Raw genomic sequence first — 20,138 nt, forward strand, 5'->3', positions numbered from 1 at the left:
GGACGCTAACGAGACAGCTCACGCACCGCGTGGCCCAGCTCGGGGAGGATGAGCGCCTCCAGCGCGAGCCGCACGGCCTTGGGCGAGCCCGGCAGCGCGAAGAGAATCATCCCCTGGCAGGTGCCCGCCGTGGCGCGGGACATCATCGCCGCGCTCCCCACCTGACGGTAGGACAGCATCCGGAAGAGCTCGCCGAACCCTGGCAGCTCCTTCTCGAACAGCGGACGCAGCGTCTCCACCGTGCAGTCGCGTCGGCCAATGCCGGTGCCGCCGGTGAACAGCACGGCCCGGGCCCCCGCCTCGCGCGCGGTTTCCAGCGCGCCGCGAATGGCTTCCGGGTCATCCTTCACCACGACGGTGCCCGCGATGCCGTGGCCCGCCGCCTCCAGGCCCTCGCGCAGGACCCGGCCACTTTCATCGCGCGCCGCGTCGCGGCTGTCCGAGCACGTCACGATGAAGGTGCTGACATGCACCGGCGCTCGCGCCTTGTGCTCCTCCGCCGGGCCGTGGTCGTGGCCGTGCGGGGCGTGATGATGGTGGTCGTGGTGATGATGATGCGCGTGCTCGGGGTCATGACCGTGGTGCCCGTGCGGCCCGTGGTCGTGGTCGTGGTCGTCGTGTGCCATGGCGGGTACTCCAGAGTGCGGGAGGGGCTTCAGGGCGTGTCGGGCCAATCGATGACGAGCGCGCCGTCTTCGACCGCGACCTGCACCGTCGGCTGGTCGTCACAAACCCCCGGCGAGGTCGCGTTGTGGCCGGTGTCCATGTCGAAACCGACCTCATGGCACGGGCAGACGACCAGGTTGTCCTCGATGCGACCACCGGACAGCAGACACCCGGCGTGGTTGCACCAATCGTCCAGGCCCTTGTAGCGCCCGTGGATCTTCGCGATACACACGTTGCGCTTGCCGACCTCGTAGCCCCGCATTTCCCTCTCGGCGAAGTCCGCCGGTCCCAGCTTGATCTTCGTCATCGCGGCCCCTTTTCCCACAACGCGGGACTGGCTGCACTCCCGATGCCCGGGCATTACCTTCTCCCCGTGACTCCCGACGTGACCATCCCCACTGCTGTCGACAAGGCCACCGTCGCCCAGGTCCTCCGTGACATCTCCCTCCTGCTCCAGCTCCAGGGCGAAAGCGGGTTCCGCGTCCGCGCCTACGACATGGCGGCGGACCGCGTCGCCGGGCTTCCCCAGGAGCTGGGTCCGCTGGTCGCGGAGGGCCGGCTGGAGAGCCTCCCAGGCATCGGCGCCGCGCTCGCCGAAAAGATTACCGAGCTGGTGACCACCGGACGGCTCGGCTACCTGGAGGAGCTGCGGGCCCAGTTCCCCGCCGGCCTGCTGGAGCTGACGCAGCTGCCGGACGTGGGGCCGAAGAAGGTGGCCACGCTCTGGCGTGAGCTCCAGGTGAGCAGCATCGAAGCGCTGGAGCGGGCCTGCCGTGAAGGCCGCGTGCGGGAGCTCCGCGGCTTCGGCGCGAAGAGCGAAGCCAAGATGCTGGAAGGCATCGCCGTGTACCGGCGCGCGCGCGGCGGGCGCAAGCTGCTGGGCGAGGTGCTGCCGGTGGCCACGGCGCTGCTGGAGCGGGTGAAGGCCGCGCCAGGTGTGGTGCGCGCCAGCCTGGGCGGCAGCGTGCGCCGGCAGGCGGAGACCGTGGCGGACGTGGACATCATCGCCTCCGCGCCGGAGGCCGGCCCCGTCCTGGATGCCCTGGCGAACGCGCCGGGCGTGGCCGCGGTGCTGGGCAAGGGCGAAAGCAAGTGCTCCGTGCGGCTGGAGGCCGGTGACCTCCAGGTGGACCTGCGCGTGCTGCCCGACGAGGACTTCGCCACCGCGCTGCACCACTTCACCGGCTCGAAGGCGCACCACATCCGCCTGCGCAACCTGGGGCAGGAGCGCGGCCTCAAGATTTCCGAATGGGGCGTCCACCGCGAGGACGGCACCAAGGTGCCCGTGACGGAGGAGTCCGGGCTCTACGCCCTGCTGGACATGCAGTACGTGCCCCCCGAGCTGCGCGAGGACACCGGTGAGGTGGAGGCCGCGCGCGCAGGCCAGCTCCCCAAGGACCTGCTCACGCTGGAGGACGTCCAGGGCGCGGTCCACGCGCACAGCACCTGGTCCGACGGGCGCAACAGCCTGGAGGAGATGGCGCTCGCGGCGCGGGCGCTGGGCCTGCGGTACCTGACCGTCACCGAGCACAGCGAGGCGGCCATCCACGCGGGTGGCCTGAAGGTGGATGACCTCAAGCGCCAGTGGGAGGAGATCGACCGCGTCAACGCGGCCGTCTCCGGCGTGCGGCTGCTCAAGGGCATCGAGGTCGACATCATGGAGTCCGGCGCGCTCGACTATGCCGACAGCGTGCTGGAGCAGCTCGAGGTCGTCATCGGCTCCGTCCACGTCCGGCACAGCATGGACGAGGACCAGATGACGCGCCGGCTGCTGGCCGCGCTGGACAACCCCTGCCTCCAGATTCTGGGGCACCCCACCGGCCGGCTCATCAACAGCCGGGAGCCCTACCCCGTCCGCATGGACGAGCTCCTGGAGCGGGCCGCCGAGCGCGGCGTGGCGGTGGAGGTCAACGGCAAGCCCGCGCGCCTGGACATCAAGGCCGAATATGTCCGGCAGGCCGTAAAGCGGGGCGTCCGCCTGGTGGTGAGCTGCGACGCGCACCAGAAGGAGGACCTGAAGAACCTGGCCTTCGCCGTGGCCACCGCGCGCCGGGGCTGGGCCCGGAAGGGGGACGTGCTCAACACGCTCCCGGCGGACCGCTTCGTCACCGCGCTGCGCGAGCGCCGGTGATAGGCTGCGGCACCCGCCGATGTCCCGCCTGCCGCCGCTGCTCCTCCTCTGCCTCCTCCCCTTCGCCTCCGCCGCGGCGGAGGCCGACAAGCCCTCGCGCGCCGACCTCCAGCGGGTGTTGGAGCGGCACGGGCGCTCGGTGGTGCACGTCAAGGGTCCTCGGAATGCGGGGCCCGGCGTCTTCGTGGGTGCGGCGGGTCAGGTCCTCACCTCCGTCACGCCCGTGGGGAGCGGCTTCACCGGCCTGAACGCCACCACGGTGGAGCACGACGGAAAGACGCTGCCCGCCCGCGTGGTGATGGCCAGCCAGGACCTCCAGGTGGCGGTGCTCGCCGCCCCGGATGGCACCTACCCGGCGGCGCCCGTGAAGGTCCTTCGGGACGGCGACAGCCTCGATGGCCGCTGGCTGGTGGGCGTCCTCCCCGCCAGGAAGAGCCAGCCCGCGCGCCCCGTGTCGGCGCGAGCCCGGGCAGCCCAGGCCCCCTTCTATGACGTCCCCCTGGCCCTGCCCGCGGGCAGCCCCGTCTTCGACGCGGAGGGCCGGCTGGTGGCGGTGGTGGTGAAGAAGCACCGCCGCGGCTGCCGGGTGCTTCCGCTGAACGCGGTGAAGGTGGAGCTGGCGTCGGTGGACATGCCATGACCCGGGCCGTGACGACTCCCTGGCGACCGAACGCCGTGCAGGAAGCGGTGGGACTGTGGGCGGTGGGCTTCCTGTCCATCGTCGCCACCTTCCTCCTGCTGGGCGGCACCAGCGTCCCCAAGCTGGTCGCGACGGTGGGCTTCCTCTACCTGCCGCTCATCCCCATGCGCTGGCGTGACGAGGACTACGGGGACTATGGCCTGTCGCTGCGCGCGTGGCGCGAGGACCTGCGCCTGTTCCTGCTGCTGTCCGCGGTGGTGGGCCCGCTCTTCTTCCTGGGCTTCGCCGCGTTCGCGGAGCTGCTGCCCCACCTGCCCACGGCCCTGGCCAGGCACCTCACGCCGCTGATGGGCGAGGCCCGCTTCCAGCCCCGCCTGCCCCCGCGCTTCGGCGAGTGGTTCATCGACCAGCTCTTCGTCGTCGCGCTGCCAGAGGAGTTCTTCTACCGGGGCTACCTCCAGACGCGGCTGCGCGACGCCTGGCCTCAGGGCCGCAAGTTCCTGGGGGGCCGGCTGGGCCCCGCCTTCTGGCTGACGGCGCTGCTGTTCGCCCTGGGCCACCTGGCCATCTTCCAGGCGTGGCGGCTGTCCGTGTTCTTCCCGGCGCTGCTCTTCGGGTGGATGCGCGAGCGCACCGGCACTGTCATCGGCGCCGCCCTGTTTCATGCGGCCTGCAACCTCTACGTGCGGTTTCTCGAGGTTTCTTTTTTCGGCTGATTTTCGCCGAGTTTCACCGCCCCCCCACTCCCCGCAGCAGCGCCGCGCCCACCCTCCGTGAAACATGGGTGTGTTGACGCGCCCGTAACCTGATTTCAACGGAAGCTCGACAGGGTTTTACTTGTCTTACGGGAATGACTTGTTGCGTCGAAAATATCACAAGAAACTCCGTGCCACACTGCGGCGATAACTCTTCAACCCCCTTGCACTGAGTTCGAGACCCCCAATGACGATTCGCCGCACCGAAGGTCCGAAGCCCACGATTCGCCCCACTGCTGCTTCCGAGGCTCAGTCGAAGACGGCCGCGAAGCCGGCGACCATCGCCCCGAACGTCATCAAGGACGGGTTCGGCCCCGCGGCCAAGACGTCTGACCTGGCGCGCGCGGAGAAGACGCTGAAGCCGCTGCCGCCGCCCGTGGGCCGGCTCTCCCTGGACAGCCGCGAGGCGCAGACGGCCATCCAGACGTCGCTGGCGCACCTGACGCCCTCCACCCAGACGTCCATCCGCAACCCCGGCATCATCGGCGGCGTGCAGTTCCCGGCGTACACGCCGAAGAGCGTGGAGCGTGACTCGCTGGGCATGACGCACGTGCGTCTGGACCGCCAGCACGAAGGCGTGAAGGTCTTCGGCGAGCAGGTCGTCACGCACCTCGACTCCGAGGGCAAGCTCAAGAGCACCACCGGCGATCAGTCTGAGATCCCGGCCGGCCTGGGCATGCAGAAGCCCAAGGTGACGCACAGCCAGGCGCTGGACATCGCGCTGAAGGAGTTCAACGGCAAGCCGGACCGCCAGCCGAACTCCGAGCGGGTCATCTACAAGGACATCTCCGGTGAGTACCACTCCGCCTACCGCGTGGAAGTCACCAACGTGGATGGCACCGACCAGCCCCGCAAGATGAACTACCTGGTGGACGCCAACACCGGGAAGCTCTTCGAGCAGTTCAACGCCATTGACGGTTACGCCCGTCAGCATGGCGCCGCGCACGGCCACAGCCACGCGCACGGCGCGGACCACGCGGACCACGCCCACGGCGCGGACCACGCGGACCACGCCCACGGCGCGGACCACGCTCACGGCGCCGCCGCGACGCCTACTGAGATCAAGGCCTCGGCCACGCCGAAGGCGGAGATCGCCGACCTGGCCACCGTCACGTCGAAGGTCAACGTGACCCAGGACGGCACCGTGGACCAGCTGAAGCTGGACCTGGACATCGACCACACGTTCAAGGGCGACCTGTCGATCACGCTCACCAGCCCCTCCGGCAAGTCGGAGACGGTGCACAACCGCACGGGTGGCAGCGCGGACCACGTCAAGGGCAGCTTCGACCTGAGCGGCTTCGCGGGCGAGTCCGCGAAGGGCGAGTGGACGCTGTCGGTGAAGGACAACGCGCGCCGCGACACGGGCACGCTGAACGGCTGGGGCTTGACCATCACCCCGAAGGCCGGTGAGCCCAACGAGCCGGGTACCGGTGAGAAGGTCGCGGACGACACGTCCATGTACAGCGGCAAGGTCGCGCTGGACACGAAGCAGCAGGCGGACGGCACGTACACGCTCGAGGACGGCACGCGCGGCGACGGCGTGGCGACCTACGACGCGATGAACCGCGAGCGCGCCAGCGGCCAGACGCCCATCAAGGACGACAACAACGTCTGGGGCGAGCCCACGGACCCGGAGCGCAACAAGGCCGCGGTGGACGCGCACTACGGCGGCCAGATGATGTACGACTTCATGAAGGACGTCCTCGGCCGTGACTCCATCGACGGCGCGGGTGAGAAGCTGGTCTCCTACGTCCACGTCAGCAACAACTACGTGAACGCGTACTGGGACGGCGAGAAGATGAGCTACGGCGACGGCGACGGCCGCAACTCCGGTCCGCTCACCGCGCTGGACATCGCGGGTCACGAGATCGCCCACGGCCTCACCGAGCGCACCGCCGGCCTCATCTACCGCGGCGAGTCCGGTGGTCTGAACGAGGCGATGAGCGACATCATGGGCGCTGGCCTCGAGTGGTACGCGTCCCAGAAGAACCCCGACGTGAAGTTCAACTGGACGGTGGGCGAGACGGCCTGGACGCCGACGAACGGCGATGACACCGACGGCCTGCGCTACATGGACGATCCGACGAAGGACAACTACTCGATCGACAACTTCAAGAACTACCCGAAGCAGACCGAGGTGCACGGCTCCAGCGGCATCGCGAACAACGCCTTCTACCTGCTGACCAACGGCGGCACCAACCGCACGTCCGGCATCGAGGTGAAGGACGCCATCGGCATGGATAAGGGCCTGAAGATCTACTACCGCGCCCTGGCCCACTACATGACGCCGAGCACCACGTTCGCCCAGGCCCGCACCGCGACCATCAACGCGGCCACGGACCTCTACGGCGCGGACTCCGCCGAAGTGGCGAAGGTCAAGGAGAGCTGGACCGCCGTCGGCGTGAACTAGCCCCCCGCTTCACTGAAGACACCTGAGCCCGGCCCGGCCCGCGACCTACCGCGGGCTGGCGCCGGGCTTCGGCTTTTCAGCGACCGCTCAGGGCGGTGACCCCCCTGTTTCGGTGACAGGCGTCGTGGCCGGCACGCCCTCCACCAGCAACATGATGGAGTGCGCGCTCTCGTGGCGGAGCGCCTTGGCGGCGGCGTACTCCGGGGACGCCCACCAGGCCCTGGCGTGCTCCACGCTGGGGAACTCCAGCAGGACGAAGCGCGGGGGCTGCCAGGTGCCTTCCAGGGCCTGGGTGGGGCCGCCCCGGACCAGGTAGCGGCCCCCGTAGGGCTTGAGCGACGGAGGCGCGAGCTGCTTGTACCGCTCGTAGGTCTGCGCGTCGTGCACCGAGACCTCGACCAGGACGTAAGCAGGCATGGGCGCTCCTCGCGGCGGCTCAGAACTCGTATCGGAAGACGACGGGCGCTCCCTGCGTTCGGTGCCTGGGGAACGTCCAGGCGCCTATCTTCTGCTGCATGCAACGCACGAGCGACGTGCCGCGCAGCCACGGCGTCTCGGTGTTGATGGACTCCACCTTCCCGCTTGGCAGGACGCTCAAGCGCAGCACGGCCCGGTCCCCCTCCCGCGGCGGCGCGGACTGCTCGCGGGCACACGCCGCGAGCTCCGAGCGCCGGGCATGGACCACCGCGAAGACGGTGGCCAGGTCGAGCGACTCGCGGGGCGCCGTCGGGTCGGGCGGGACATAGACGGTCGGCTTGTGGTGCTTGGTGGCGTTGGGTCCCGGGCCGGAGAGCACGCGGTCGAAGTCCGCGTCGGGCCCCAGGTCATCCTCCGAGCCGCCAGCCGTCGCGGCCTCCGCGACCGTCGTGGCGGGCCGCCTGGCGGGCTCCGGCTCCGGAGCAGGCGCCACGGAGTGCTTCCCGATGACGAAGGCCACGGCGACGTCGCGCGAGGAGAGGCTGCCCGTGGGCCGCTCGAAGACGCGCTCCTCCGGCGACGGCCGTCCGCCGCCCGTCGCGGCGCGCGCCGTGCTCTCCGTGCCGGTCAGCTCTGGCACGCGACCTCCGCGGTCGACCGAGACGGCCGAGAGCGCGGGCGGCGATGCGCGGGCGGGCGCCTGTACCTGGCTCGGGTCTCGCGCGCGCTCCGCGGCCGACGTCGCGACGCCCGCGCCGCCGAGGCTCGGACTCGCGCCGCCTGTGCCACCCGCTGACGTCGCCGTGCCCGACGCCCCGCCGCCCTGGCTCGCAGCCGCAACGGCTTCCGGCGAAGGCGCGGCGGCCGCCGGCTGTTCCGCGGGCGGGGGCGTACCGGGGCCGCGCGCCGTGTCCACGGCATCGCCGGGGCTCGCGGCGCCACGGCCGTCCCCTCCGCCAAAGACGCCCAGCGCCAGGGCCACCGACATGCCGCTGATGGCCCCCCCCGCCAGGATGAGCCCCAGCCGGCGCTTGCGACGCGTGCGCTCCTCGGGCGACGGCGCCGCCAGCACCGCGTGGGTTCCCACCGGCTCCGCCACGGGCATCGGGTGCGACGCCGGAGCTCCGTCCGCGGCGAAGTCACTCGCGGCCGGCGCGGTGACAGGTTCCGGCGCGAGCGCCGCGGCGACGGCTTCCGGAGCCGTCTCGACGACGGCGCCCGCGGCCGGAGCCCCTGGGGCCGCCGCGGGAGGTGGTGCGCCGGACGCCTGCGCCCGCGGCATGGCGGCAGCGCCCACCGCGGGAGCCGCCACGACGGCGGCGGGAGCAATGGCCGCGAAGGGGGGCACCACCGTGCCCGGTGCATCCAAGATCACCCGCTCCGTGGTGGCCTCGGAGACCTCCACCGCGCGCGCGGCCTGAGGTCTGAAGGCCCCGGCCGCTTCCGGCGGAACGGGGGGAGGTCCCGCGGGCACGGGCGGCGGAAGCAGCGCGGAAGCGAGCTCCGGAATGTGCCCCAGGGGCAGCCACTCACCGAAACCCTCGCGCCAGCACAGGGAATCAAAGCCCAGGAACCCGCGCTCGACATGGGCCTTCAGGTCCGCGAGGTCGTGAGGACCGTAGGCCGCGCCGCCCGTGACGAAGTACCAAGCATGCTTCACGACGGGCGCGGCCTCCTTCGGCGGCGCCGTCTCCTCGCCCAAGGCGGACGCCCTTGAACGGCCCGCGCCCCGGTGCAGCCGCTCCGACGGCGTGGCCTCGCGGTAGCGCGGCTGCGCGCTGGGCCGGACACGAAGGCTCTTGTCCGTGCGCAGCTGACCCACGATGGCGTCCAGCTCCGCATCCGACACGCCATCCAGCACGGGCGAATCGCCCTCGTCAGGGCGCTCTGGGGCGACCTCCCGGGCGTGCCCCGGGTTGGCGTTGTCTTCCCCTGAGTTGCCGGCCATCGACCCGCTCCTTGATTCCATCCGGTCCCGATTAAGCCGCACCATCAGACCTCACCCAATGGAATGCCACCATGGCGATTCGTCAAACGGCGAGCGTCTGCGCGGAGGTGGACACAGCCCCCACGTGGGACGGAGCCCTAGCGTAGTTCCCAGGCCCCACCTTCGTACAATGCCCCGACTGTGCGGCATTCACACACAGCCAGTTGGCACGACACACCCTGCTGCCCTGGCTGCCCTCCGAGCGTTCAGCGTGCCTCGCGTGCGCAGCGCCCGAGCCTCACAGCCACACCTCGAAGTCCACCTGCGTACCCTTCGGGCCGGTGCGCACGTCGAAGCGGTCCGCCAACCGCTTCACGCCCAACAAGCCCAGGCCCGTCTTGCGCTTGTACGTCCCCGACAGCACGCGCTCCAGGTCCGGGATGCCCTGTCCGGAGTCCTCGGCGCTGACGCGCAGCAGCCGCTTGGGCGCCAGTTGCGGCACGAGCTGGATGGTGCCGCCCCCGGCATGCGAAATCTGGTTGCGCGCCAGCTCACTCACCCCACCGCGCCGCCGTCTCCGACATGAGTCGCTGCAAGACGCGCAACAACGCCGAGCACACCCAACCACCACTCACCCATGTCTCCTTCAGCGGACCTCGATGATGAACATCGGCTCAACTTCTGAGAACATGGGAGGCGCGAGCACCGTAAATCCAGCCGAGACTCAATATTTTGACACAACCCCCCAAATGGAAGCACCTCCTCACGGGGGATTTAAAGCGGGCCTCAGTCATCCCTGCCCCCAGGCGCCTTCCTCGCGCACGTCGCTTACGTCCCGGACAGCTCGTGCAGTTGCAGCTCCGGCCCCACCGACAGCGTGTGGCCATGAGCCAGCTCCACCCACCCCGAGGTGCGCTTGAGCGCGCTGGCCACCACCACGGTGCGACGGCGCCGGTGCGCCCCCACCGAGGGCCGCGTGTCCGGTGTCGCGGGCGTCACCTCGCACAGCTCGCATTCGGCCGACCCCTCCAGCCGCGTGCAGTACAAGGGCTGTTCGCCATACCGGGTCGCCGCCAGGAGCGTGCCGTTGGTGGCCACCAGGTTGAGCGTGGGCGTGCGTGCCACGCCGGCCTGGACCGCGGCCCGAGCCACCTCGCGCGCCGTGTCCGCCAGCACGCGGCCGGCGACCTCGGCCTCCAGCCGCGGATCCTCCGTGCGGCCCAATTCGCGCAGGCGCTTGAGGAAGACGGCGAACAGCAGCTCCCCTTCGGTTCCACCGCGAACCTGGCGCCGCAGGTGGTCCGGCAGCGACTCCAGCAACGGAGCGCGAAGCAGCTCGAACCCCCGCACTCCGCCCTGGTGCGCGAACAACCAGCGCCGGGAGCGGAAGGGCTGGGTGTTCTCCTCCAGCGACAAGCCCACGGGCAGTTGGCCGGCGTGGAACAGCAGCGCCTCCGATTCATGCGGGGGCGCGAGCGAGTCCAGGGTCAGCTCCTCGCCGCTGGAGAAGCGCCGCAACAGGACCTCCTCCTGGGCGTAGGCGCCCACCCCCAAGGCGTTCGCCTTCGGCCCTGCCTGGAGCAGGACCTGGCCTTGGAGGCGGTGCAGCTCACAGCGCAGCAGGTTCGGGTCGGACGTCAGCGCGGCGAGGATGACGGACATGGATGAGCAAACCCCCTTCGCCATGAGAGATAATGGCCTCGGAGCGCCCCCTCAAGCCAGCGGGCATGCTCCCTTGCACCCTCGCTAAGCCCTTGAAATGGCTGGGCTTTATTGACACGGGAACGTTGACACCCGCTTCTGGGGGTGCCTAACCTCCGTGCGCTTCACCGACGGACCTCTGCTGAAGGTCTTCACCGGAGACGGAATGGCGGACGACATCGCAATCGGCATCGACCTAGGCACGTCGTACTCGTGCGTGGCGGTGGTCCAGGACGGCCAGCCCATCGTCATCCCCAACGAGTGGGGAGAGACGACTCACGCCTCCTGCGTCTCGTTCCTCGAGGATGGCTCGGTCCTGGTCGGTAACGCGGCCAAGAAGAACATCATCACCAACCCGGAGCAGACCGTCTATTCCGCCAAGCGCCTCATCGGCCGCTACTACTTCTCCGACGAGGTGAAGAAGGCGCAGGCGGTGATGCCGTACCGCATCGTCGAGGGCGACAACAACTCGGTGCGCATCGCGGTGAACGAGCACTCGTATTCGCTCCCGGAGATCAGCGCGCTGGTGCTCAAGGAGATGAAGGCGGTGGCGGAGACGTACCTGGGCCAGGAGGTGACGAAGGCCGTGGTCACCGTGCCCGCGTACTTCAACGACAACCAGCGCCAGGCCACCAAGGACGCGGGCCGCATCGCAGGCATGGAGGTGCTGCGCATCCTCAACGAGCCCACCGCCGCGGCGCTCGCGTACGGCTTCGGGCGCGACGTCAACCAGCGCGTGGTGGTCTACGACCTGGGCGGCGGCACCTTCGACGTCTCCATCCTGGAGATTGGCAAGGACGTCTTCGAGGTGCTGGCCACCGCGGGCGACACGTACCTGGGCGGCGACGACTTCGACGACCGCATCATGACGTGGCTGGCGGATGACTTCCTGGCCCGTACGCGCCTGGACGTGCGGCAGAACAAGTACTGCCTGCAGATGCTCAAGGAGGCCGCGGAGAAGGCGAAGATCGACGTGGGCCAGACGGGCTCCGCGGAGATTCTCTGCCAGGGCATCTGCCAGGACGCCGACGGCAACGTGATGGACCTGCGTGGGCAGCTCAACCAGGACCAGTTCAACCGCATGGTGATGGACCTGGTGCAGCGCACGTTCAAGGTGTGCGACGAGGCGCTGCAGAGCGCGCGCCTGACGGCCGCCGACATCGACGCGGTCATCCTCGTGGGCGGGCCGACGCGGCTGCCCATCATCCGCAACTCGGTGAAGCACTACTTCCAGAAGGACCCGCTGGAGGGCATCAACCCGGACCAGGTCGTGGCCATGGGCGCGGCGCTCCAGTCGCACGCGCTGCTGGACAGCAAGACGCAGACGTTCCTGGTGGACGTCACGCCGCTGTCGCTGCGCATCGGGACGGTGGGTGGGTACACCGAGAAGATCATCGACAAGAACACGCCGGTTCCCATCGACCGCTCGAAGACGTTCACCACCAGCCGCGACGGCCAGGAGAAGGTGAAGATTCGCGTGTACCAGGGCGAGTCCAACCGCGCCGACGAGTGCGAGATGCTCGGCGAGTTCGAGTTCGCGGGCTTCCGCATCGGCTACCGCGGCGAAGTGAAGATTGAGGTCACCTTCGAAATCAACACGGATGGACTGGTGCACGTGTCCGCGTGCGACACGGAGACGGGGCAGAAGACGTCGACCTCCATCACCCTGTCCTCCGGCATGAGCGAGGCCGATATCCAGCAGTCCATCCAGGCCAACCGGAACACCCGGCTTGCTGGCCACAACAGCGACGACCTGCCCGCCGCGGCGCAGTAAGGCCGCGACCCGACCACGCCGATGTCCGAGCCTTCAGACCCCAGCGCCGGCAAACCGCCGGGAGCCACGCCCGGGACACCGGCCACGCCCGCCCGGCCCGCCGTCCCACGCGTGACGGCCGCCGTGCCCGGTCCCGTCACGCCCGGGACGATTCCGTCGTCGCCCGCCGCCAGCGCGCCGACTCCGCCGCCTCGGCCTCAGGGAACGCCTGTCGCGCGTCCCTCGGGCGTGACGCCCGCGGTGCCGCCCCGAGCCACGATGACGGGGATTCCCACGGTGCGGACGGGCGCTGGAGAGGGCGCGCCTGGACGAGCGACGGCGCCGACACGACCGGCGCCGGGTTCGGGGCCGGCGCCGCGGGGTACGCCCACGACGCTGCCCGCGATTCCGGCGGTGGGTGCCGTGACGAGCCCTGCCGCGCGTCCATCCCCGGCTGGGGCAGCGCCCACGGCGCCGGGCTCGGGGCCCGCGCCGCGAGGCACGCCCACGACATTGCCCGCGATTCCGGCGGTGGGTGCCGTGACGAGCCCTGCCGCGCGTCCATCTCCGGCTGGGGCAGCGCCCACGGCGCCGGGCTCGGGGCCCGCGCCGCGAGGCACGCCCACGACATTGCCCGCGATTCCTGCGGTGGGTGCCGCGGCGAGGCCGTCGTCGGCAGGAGCTGTGCCTGGGCAACGCGCGACTGCGGAAGGGACGCCGGTCGCCACGACACCGGTGCCGCGCCCGGCAGGAACTGGCACAGGAACCTCGGCGTCCTCGCCAGGCACGGCGGCGGCCCTTGCGCCGCGTACAGCGGGTGCGGACGCTCGGACACCCGTGCCGCGTCCGGCCACCGGTGCAGCGGGGGCCACCACGCCCGTGCCGCGTCCGGCCACCGGTGCAGCGGGGGCCGCCACGCCCGTGCCGCGACAGGTGACGGGCGCTGGTGCGAACACACCTGTCCCCCGCGTGGCCCCTGCAGGCACCACAGCGCCCGCTTCGAGACCGGCACCGGCCTCCGCCACCGCTGGCGCGACGACGCCCGTGCCACGCGTCGCGCCCGCTGGCGCCGCGCCCACTGGAGCCAACACGCCCGCCCCGCGCCAGGGCTTGAACCCCAGTGCCGCGGGAGCACCGACGCCCGGGCCTCGCCCGGCAGTTGGCGGAAACACGCCGGCTCCGCGTCCGGCGGGTGCGGTTCCTCCGGCGCGGCGTCCCACCCTGGGCGCAATTCCCGCCGTGCCCCCCGCCATCGCGCCCATGGGAACACCAGCGTCGCCGTCCTCGACCGGAGCCGTTCCCTCCGTCGCTCCCGTGGGTGCCGCCGCGTCCCCAGTCACGGGCGCCGTGCCCTCCATCGCACCGGTGGGCGCTCCAGCTTTGCCCGCTTCGCCAGGTGTCCTCCCCTCCGTTGCCCCGGTAGCGCCCCGCGCTCCGGCACAGACGAGGACGGTCCCGACAGTCGCCCCGACAATCCCCGCTGCCGCGCCCCAGGCAGGCGCCGTACCTTCCGCACCGGCGCGCCCCCAAGGACCAGCACCGGCGCCAAGGCCGCCTCCCGTACTCGCGCTAGGCCAGGTCGTCCCTCCCGTGGCGCCCTCCACGGTTCCACAGCAGCGGCCCGGGGCCCGGCCCACCATGTCCCTGCCAGCGCTGGTGCCCGCCGGCACCACACCGCCGCGCCCTCCCCCGTCCGTCGCGCCCTCCGTCCCATCCGTGGCGCCCGCCGTCCCAGGCATCGCACCGCTGACGCCGGCCCCACGCGCTCCGCCCGGCGCGGTGCCCTCGATTCCGTCCGTGGCCCCCATTGTCCCGCCCGTTACCCCTGCCACGGCGGTCACGCCACCGCCGGCGCCTGCTGCGTCAACGGGCCCGGGCCTGGACATCCAGCAACTCGCGGACCTGGAATCGCGCTGCGCGAAGCTGGACCAGCTCGACTACTTCGAAGTGCTCATGCTGGAGCGGACCGCCACGCCCGCGGACATCAAGCGCGCCTTCTACCGGGAGAGCCGCACCTACCACCCGGACCGCTTCTTCCAGGTCGACTCCAGGGAGCTGAAGGACCGTATCAACGAGCTCTACAAGCGCGTCACCGAGGCCTACTACGTCCTGCGCGACGACACGAAGCGCAAGAAGTACGTCGTCGACGTGGCGGGCCCCGAGCGCGCCCAGAAGCTGCGCTTCACCGAGGCCTCCGAAGCGGAGACCAAGGCCGCCGCCAAGAAGGAGCAGGAAGCGCAGATCGGCACCCACCCCAAGGGACGCCAGTTCTTCCAGCAGGCGCAGAAGGACGCGGACGCGGGCAACTGGTCCGCCGCCGAGCGGAACTTGAAGATGGCGCTCACCTATGAGCCCGCCAACGCCCGCTACAAGGAGCGGCTGGCGGAGGTCCAGAAGCAGGCCCAGGACGAGTCCCGCGACAAGGGCGGCTCGTTCAAGATTCGCTGACGGCGGCGGCGCCCATGGTCATCGACCTCATCATCCTCGGGCTGGTGCTGTTCTTCGCCATGATTGGCGCCATCACCGGGGCGTCGCGCCAGGTCGCCAACGTGGTGGGGCTGGCGGTGGGCTACTTCGCCTCGCGCCGCCTGGGCCCCGTGACGGCCCCACACCTGGCGGAGGCCCTGGGCAGCCCGCTCTTCCTGGGCGCCATCGTGGGCACGGTGCTCGTGTTCATCTGCACGTGGCTCGCGGTGCGCTACGCCCTGGGCGCGCTGCTGCTGCGCATCCTCTCCACCGGCCAGCACAATGAGAATCGGGGCCTGGACCGCTTCCTCGGCTTCGCGCTGGGCGGCGCGAAGATGGGCATCATCGCCTGGGTGGTGCTCAGCGCCATCGCCTTCTTCGAACAGCACGTCGTCATCGCGGGCCGCCGCGTGGGCCTGTCCCCGAAGGAGTCGCTCTCCATCGAGGTCGCCCGCCGCTACAACCTCTTCGAGATGACGCAGTTCGCCCCGGTGAAGAACCTGGTGGAGGTCGCCAAGGCCGCCAGCGACCCGAAGCGCGCGGGACAGCTCCAGGACGACCCGGCCTACAAGGCCCTGCGCAAGGACGCCCGCTTCCAGCGCCTGCTGAAAGATCCGAAGCTGAAGCAGGCCCTGGCGCGCGGAGACACCGCCGCGCTGCTGCGCCACGACGGTGTGCTCCAGCTCATCCAGGACCCGGACGTGGCGGCCCGGCTGGGCGCCGCGGCCCGCGCCTCCGAGCGCGAGCCCTGACTCACACGTTCAGCTGCGTCGAATCCAGCCCGCGCAGCCGCTCCCGTACGAAGCCCGCGTCCACCGTCACCTGGCGCCGCCGCCGCTCGGGCGCCTCGAACATGACGTCCGCCATGACGTGCTCCAGGATGGACCGCAATCCTCGAGCGCCCAGCCCACGCTCCACGGAATAGCGCACCACCTCGCGCAGGCCCGGGCCGGCGAAGTCCACCTCCAGGTCATCCATGGAGAGCAGCTCGCGGAACTCGCGCACGATGGAGTCCGGCGGCTCGGTGAGCACGCGAATCAGGTCCTCCTCACCCAGCCGCTCCAACTGCACCACCACCGGCAGGCGTCCGAGGAACTCCGCCAGCATGCCGAAGTCCGTCAACTGACGGGTGCTGATGCGCTTCTGGCCGCGCTTCGCCGCGTCCTCCGCGCCGAAGCCCATGGCGCGGCTCCCTTCATCCCCATCATCGTGCAAGTCGCTGAACGTCCCCGCGCAGATGAAGAGGATGTCGCGCGTGTCCACCTGCACGAAGTCGCTCTTGTTCCAGGCCTGGGTGACGTTGAGGGGCACGTACACCTCGCGCCCCTCCAGCAGCTTCAGCAGTGACTGCTGGACACCCTCGCCGCCGATGTCGCGGCTGCCCGCACCGTTGCGGGCACCCTGGGAGCGGCGGGCAATCTTGTCCACCTCGTCGATGAAGATGATGCCCCGCTGGGTGTCCTCCACGGAGTGATTCGCCTTGAAGAGGAGGTCGGAGATCATCACCTCCACGTCCTTCCCGTAGTAGCCAGCCTCCGTGTACTCGGTGGCGTCCACGGTGGTGAACGGCACGTGGAGGATGTCCGCCAGGTTGCGGGCGATGTGCGTCTTGCCGCTCCCGGTGGGCCCAATCAGCAAGATGTTGGATTTCTTGATGAGCGACGTCCGGCGCAGCCTTCGCGCCAGGAGACGCTTGAGGTGATTGTGGGCGGCGATGGCCACGGCGCGCTTGGCGCCGGCCTGGCCGATGACGAAGCGATCCAGCCGCTCGTAGATTTCCCGCGGGGTCAGCACCGCTTCTTCCCTGCGTGCGGACGACTCCATGTACCCTCCCCTTGTTTCCACGCGTCCCTCAGGACTCACCCGGAAAGGGTAGGAATTGAATGGAGGGTCGGCCCGCGGGAGGAGGCGCACCGGGCGGTCGTCCCGCCAGCCTGCCTGCCCTCCGCACAGGCGGCTGTTGAATACCGAGGGGCTTTCCGATACTTCCCGCGCGATTCCCGTGAGCGTTTCCGTTGTTCATGGGAGTCCACCCCCTCTACCCAGGGAGCCTCGAGACGCCGATGCCCGCAAACGCCCCTCCCCACCGCTGGACCCTCGCCGACGCGCACGAGCTGTACGGAATCCGGAACTGGGGCAACCCCTACTTCGGCATCAACGAGAAGGGCCATGTCATCGTCCACCCGGACGGTCCCCAGGCCCCGAACATGGACCTGAAGGAGCTGGTCGACGAAGTGCGCCGCCGGGGCATTGGCCTGCCGCTGCTCATCCGCTTCACGGACGTGCTGCGCCACCGCGTGGTCCACCTGAACGAGGCCTTCCGCAAGGCCATGACCGAGCACGGGTTCAAGGGCGGCTACCGCGGCGTGTACCCCATCAAGGTGAACCAGCACCGCTACGTGGTGGAGACCCTCATCGAGGCGGGCAAGGGCTACAACTACGGCCTGGAGGCCGGCAGCAAGCCGGAGCTGCTCGCGGTGATGGCGCTCTTGGAGAACGAGAACGCGCTCGTCATCTGCAACGGCTACAAGGACGAGGAGTACATCGAGACTGCGCTCTTCTACTCGCGCCTGGGCCGCAACGTCATCCTGGTGGTGGAGAAGCCCAGCGAGCTGCCCCTCATCGCGGAGGTCGCCCGGCGCACGGGCATCGCGCCTCGGCTGGGCATCCGCGTGAAGCTGTCCACGCGCGGCGCCGGCAAGTGGGAGGCCAGCGGCGGTGACCGCTCCAAGTTCGGGCTGACCTCCTCCGAGCTGATGAACTGCATCAGCTTCATGAAGGACGCCGGGCTGCTCAGCTCCTTCGAGCTGCTGCACTTCCACCTGGGCAGCCAGATCTCCAACATCCGCAACGTGAAGAACGCGCTGCGCGAGGTGGGCTGCTTCTACGTGGAGGTGGCCCGTCAGGGCGCGCCGCTGAAGTACCTGGACGTGGGCGGCGGCCTGGGCGTGGACTACGACGGCTCCCAGACGAACTTCGCGTCCTCCATGAACTACACCACGGAGGAGTACGCCAACGACGTGGTGTTCGGCGTCATGGAGGCCTGTGACAGGGCCGGCGTGCCGCACCCCACGCTGGTGTCGGAGTCCGGCCGCGCCGTGGTGGCGCACCACGCGGTGCTGGTGGTGGACGTGCTGGGCACCAGCGAGTTCAACCCGGCGCCAGTCCCGGAGAAGGTGGACGAGAAGGCGCCCTCCGTGGTGCGCAACCTCTGGTCCACCTACCGCGAGGTCACCAACAAGAACCTGCTGGAGGCGTGGCACGACGCGCAGGACGCCAAGGAGGAGAGCCTCACCCTCTTCTCGCTGGGCCACCTGTCGCTGGAGCAGCGCGTGGCGGCGGAGAACATCTACTGGGCCACCTGCCACAAAATCATGCGCATCGCGCGGGAGCAGGGAGAGATTCCCGAGGAGCTGGACTCCCTGGAGAAGGCGCTCAACGACACGTACTTCTGCAACTTCTCCGTGTTCCAGTCGCTGCCGGACTCGTGGGCCATCGACCAGCTCTTCCCGATGATGCCCATCCACCGTCTGGCGGAGAAGCCGACGCGCCGCGCGACGCTGGCGGACATCACCTGCGACTCGGACGGGAAGATTGAGCACTTCATCGACAAGCGCGAGGTGAAGGACGCCCTCGAGCTGCACGCGCTCAACGATGACGACTACTACCTGGGCATCTTCATGGTGGGCGCCTACCAGGAGATTCTGGGCGACCTCCACAACCTGTTCGGCGACACCCACGCCGTGCAGGTGTCGCTGGGGCCCAACGGGGGCTACCTCATCGACAACGTGGTGGCCGGCGACACGGTGACGGAGGTGCTCAACTACGTCAGCTACACCAAGGACGACCTGGTGGCGCGGCTGCGCAAGTTCACCGAGGCCGCGCTGCGCCAGGGCCGCATCACCCTGGACGAGTCGCGCAACCTGCTGCGCATGTACGAGGACGGCCTGTCCGGCTACACGTACCTGGAGCGCGAGGTGGACGCGAGCTTCGGCGGCAGCGCCAGCCAGCTGCGCCTGGTGCCCACGCCGGACACCTCGGGCGCCCGGCCCACGACGCCGCCCCCCGGTGCGTCGGAGACGTCGGGCACCTGAGCCCCGCGCCCGGATGAAGTCCCCGCCCCCTGTCGCGCGCCGCGGCAGGGGGCTTCTTCATTCCTGGGCGTCCGTCAGAGGCCCGCGACGAGCGGCTCTCCGGAGCCGAAGGGCTGCGGCTCCTCCGCGAAGGCCACGTCAGCTGCCTGGGCCCGCAGGCGCTGGAGCACGGAGCGCTGCGCCTCGCCGCGCTGCACGAGCGACTCGAAGGGGAACACCGCGAGCCGCGCGTCCTTCACCGACACGCGCGCCAGCGTGCGCCAGAGGGACAAGCGGCCCTCCGTGGCCGCGCACAGCCCTTCCAGCTCCAGCAGCCGGCTCAGGGGCGAGTAGCGCACCAGCGTGCCGTTCCGCTTCAGCCGGCCCACCTTCTCCACCGCCCACGCGGCGCGCGTCTTCAGCCCGTCCCGCTTCAGCTCCAGGACGTCCATCACCGACAGCAGCGTGGACTGGTCTTCCTTCAGCTCGGGGATGAACGCCGCCAGGTAGCGGCCCAGCAGGTTGCCGTGGTTCTCCGCCTCCGTGCGGATCGCCAGCTCCAGCCCGCCCACCGAGCCCGCCAGGTGGTCATTGAGGTAGATGCCCAGCCGCTTCGCATGCATGCCGTGTCCTCCAGGACGAGCCCCGCAGCCGGGGAGGATGAACACGAAGGCGCCCACCCGCAGCACGCGCGAGCAGGCCCCCTGGAGGGCAAGCGGCCTGGCGTCCTCAGTCCGGGTAGCTGAACGTCAGCGGCAGCTTCACGTCCGGGTGGAGGCTGCGGGCCACCGGGCACTCGCGGCCCACCTTCTCCAGCGTGGCGCGGTGCTCGGCGGACAGGCCGGCCGGCATCTGGATGTCCAGCACCAGCTCGGCGATGCGGCGCGGCGGCGGCGTCATCCGCTTCTCCACGCGGGCGCTCACCTCCCCCAGGGCAATGCCCTCACGCGAGGCGAACAGGTGCATCGTCGTCACCGCGCATGACATCAGCGCCGCGCCCACCAGGTCCGTGGGAGAGAAGCTGCCCCCGGTGCCCCCGTTGTCGCGCGGCGCCTCCGTCTGGTTCACCATGCCCGACGGGCCATGGGTGAGCTGCGTCTTGAACTGGGGCTGGCTGACCAGCGTCATCACCACACCCGTGGCGGGCGTCTGCGGCAGGCTCATGTCGGCGCTCCTCGAAGCAAAAGGGCGCGGCTGGC

The 20,138-nt window shown here is 70.2% G+C and carries 17 protein-coding genes; 8 read left to right on the plus strand and 9 right to left on the minus strand.

From position 1 onward, the window contains the following. Positions 1-5: 5 nt before the first annotated feature. Positions 6-473, minus strand: a complete 468-nt coding sequence (locus tag HV826_RS37130) for a MogA/MoaB family molybdenum cofactor biosynthesis protein (protein WP_176417337.1) — start codon at positions 471-473, stop codon at positions 6-8. A gap of 182 nt (positions 474-655) precedes the next feature. Further along, positions 656-973 (minus strand): Rieske 2Fe-2S domain-containing protein, encoded by a 318-nt coding sequence (locus HV826_RS12725; protein WP_176417286.1) that lies wholly within the window; start codon positions 971-973, stop codon positions 656-658. Between the two features lie 78 nt (positions 974-1,051). Here HV826_RS12725 and polX point away from each other — a divergent pair, with 78 nt between their 5' ends. The 4 genes from polX to HV826_RS12745 all read left to right on the plus strand — a co-directional run bounded on the left by polX (position 1,052) and on the right by HV826_RS12745 (position 6,602). Then, the gene (gene polX / locus HV826_RS12730; RefSeq protein ID WP_176417338.1) at positions 1,052-2,797 is read left to right on the plus strand and encodes a DNA polymerase/3'-5' exonuclease PolX; all 1,746 of its coding nucleotides are present in this window, start codon (positions 1,052-1,054) and stop codon (positions 2,795-2,797) included. 19 nt (positions 2,798-2,816) lie between these two features. After that, positions 2,817-3,437 carry a trypsin-like peptidase domain-containing protein gene (locus HV826_RS12735; protein ID WP_176417287.1) on the plus strand — a complete coding sequence of 207 codons (621 nt, stop codon included), beginning with the start codon at positions 2,817-2,819 and terminating at the stop codon, positions 3,435-3,437. Further along, on the plus strand, positions 3,434-4,153 hold the full coding sequence (mrtX, locus tag HV826_RS12740) for a myxosortase MrtX (RefSeq protein ID WP_176417288.1): 720 nt from the start codon (positions 3,434-3,436) through the stop codon (positions 4,151-4,153). The genes HV826_RS12735 and mrtX overlap by 4 nt, the downstream gene beginning before the upstream one ends. Before the next feature lie 226 nt (positions 4,154-4,379). Beyond that, a complete protein-coding gene (locus tag HV826_RS12745; protein ID WP_176417289.1) occupies positions 4,380-6,602 on the plus strand; it encodes a M4 family metallopeptidase in 2,223 nt (740 codons plus the stop codon). A gap of 87 nt (positions 6,603-6,689) precedes the next feature. On the opposite strand, the gene HV826_RS12750 is transcribed toward HV826_RS12745, so the two are convergent. The 4 genes from HV826_RS12750 to HV826_RS12765 all read right to left on the minus strand — a co-directional run bounded on the left by HV826_RS12750 (position 6,690) and on the right by HV826_RS12765 (position 10,608). Next, positions 6,690-7,019, minus strand: a complete 330-nt coding sequence (locus HV826_RS12750) for a DUF1330 domain-containing protein (RefSeq protein ID WP_176417290.1) — start codon at positions 7,017-7,019, stop codon at positions 6,690-6,692. Between the two features lie 19 nt (positions 7,020-7,038). Beyond that, the gene (locus HV826_RS12755; RefSeq protein WP_255217192.1) at positions 7,039-8,967 is read right to left on the minus strand and encodes a GYF domain-containing protein; all 1,929 of its coding nucleotides are present in this window, start codon (positions 8,965-8,967) and stop codon (positions 7,039-7,041) included. Positions 8,968-9,244: 277 nt separating this feature from the next. Further along, complete coding sequence (locus tag HV826_RS12760) at positions 9,245-9,577, minus strand: ATP-binding protein (RefSeq protein WP_368670905.1); 333 nt, start codon at positions 9,575-9,577, stop codon at positions 9,245-9,247. Between the two features lie 197 nt (positions 9,578-9,774). Next, the gene (locus tag HV826_RS12765; RefSeq protein WP_176417292.1) at positions 9,775-10,608 is read right to left on the minus strand and encodes a class II glutamine amidotransferase; all 834 of its coding nucleotides are present in this window, start codon (positions 10,606-10,608) and stop codon (positions 9,775-9,777) included. 205 nt (positions 10,609-10,813) lie between these two features. Here HV826_RS12765 and dnaK point away from each other — a divergent pair, with 205 nt between their 5' ends. The 3 genes from dnaK (at position 10,814) to HV826_RS12780 (ending at position 15,618) form a co-directional block, all read left to right on the plus strand. Beyond that, complete coding sequence (gene dnaK, locus HV826_RS12770; RefSeq protein WP_163785134.1) at positions 10,814-12,421, plus strand: molecular chaperone DnaK; 1,608 nt, start codon at positions 10,814-10,816, stop codon at positions 12,419-12,421. 1,776 nt (positions 12,422-14,197) lie between these two features. After that, entirely contained in the window at positions 14,198-14,848 is a 651-nt protein-coding gene (locus HV826_RS12775; RefSeq protein WP_368670906.1) for a J domain-containing protein, read from the plus strand. Positions 14,849-14,862: 14 nt separating this feature from the next. After that, entirely contained in the window at positions 14,863-15,618 is a 756-nt protein-coding gene (locus HV826_RS12780; RefSeq protein WP_176417293.1) for a CvpA family protein, read from the plus strand. A gap of 1 nt (position 15,619) precedes the next feature. On the opposite strand, the gene clpX is transcribed toward HV826_RS12780, so the two are convergent. Next, positions 15,620-16,690 (minus strand): ATP-dependent Clp protease ATP-binding subunit ClpX, encoded by a 1,071-nt coding sequence (gene clpX, locus HV826_RS12785; protein WP_176417294.1) that lies wholly within the window; start codon positions 16,688-16,690, stop codon positions 15,620-15,622. Between the two features lie 239 nt (positions 16,691-16,929). Between clpX and speA the strand changes: the two genes are divergently transcribed. Further along, positions 16,930-18,960 (plus strand): biosynthetic arginine decarboxylase, encoded by a 2,031-nt coding sequence (gene speA, locus HV826_RS12790; protein ID WP_176417295.1) that lies wholly within the window; start codon positions 16,930-16,932, stop codon positions 18,958-18,960. Between the two features lie 74 nt (positions 18,961-19,034). On the opposite strand, the gene HV826_RS12795 is transcribed toward speA, so the two are convergent. Both HV826_RS12795 and HV826_RS12800 read right to left on the minus strand, forming a co-directional pair. Next, on the minus strand, positions 19,035-19,562 hold the full coding sequence (locus HV826_RS12795; RefSeq protein ID WP_217917877.1) for a hypothetical protein: 528 nt from the start codon (positions 19,560-19,562) through the stop codon (positions 19,035-19,037). A 106-nt stretch (positions 19,563-19,668) separates the two neighbouring features. Further along, positions 19,669-20,103 carry an OsmC family protein gene (locus HV826_RS12800; protein ID WP_176417297.1) on the minus strand — a complete coding sequence of 145 codons (435 nt, stop codon included), beginning with the start codon at positions 20,101-20,103 and terminating at the stop codon, positions 19,669-19,671. Positions 20,104-20,138: the final 35 nt, after the last annotated feature.

Origin of the sequence: Myxococcus sp. AM010 (assembly GCF_013372585.1) — a bacterium.
GTDB lineage: Bacteria > Myxococcota > Myxococcia > Myxococcales > Myxococcaceae > Myxococcus > Myxococcus vastator.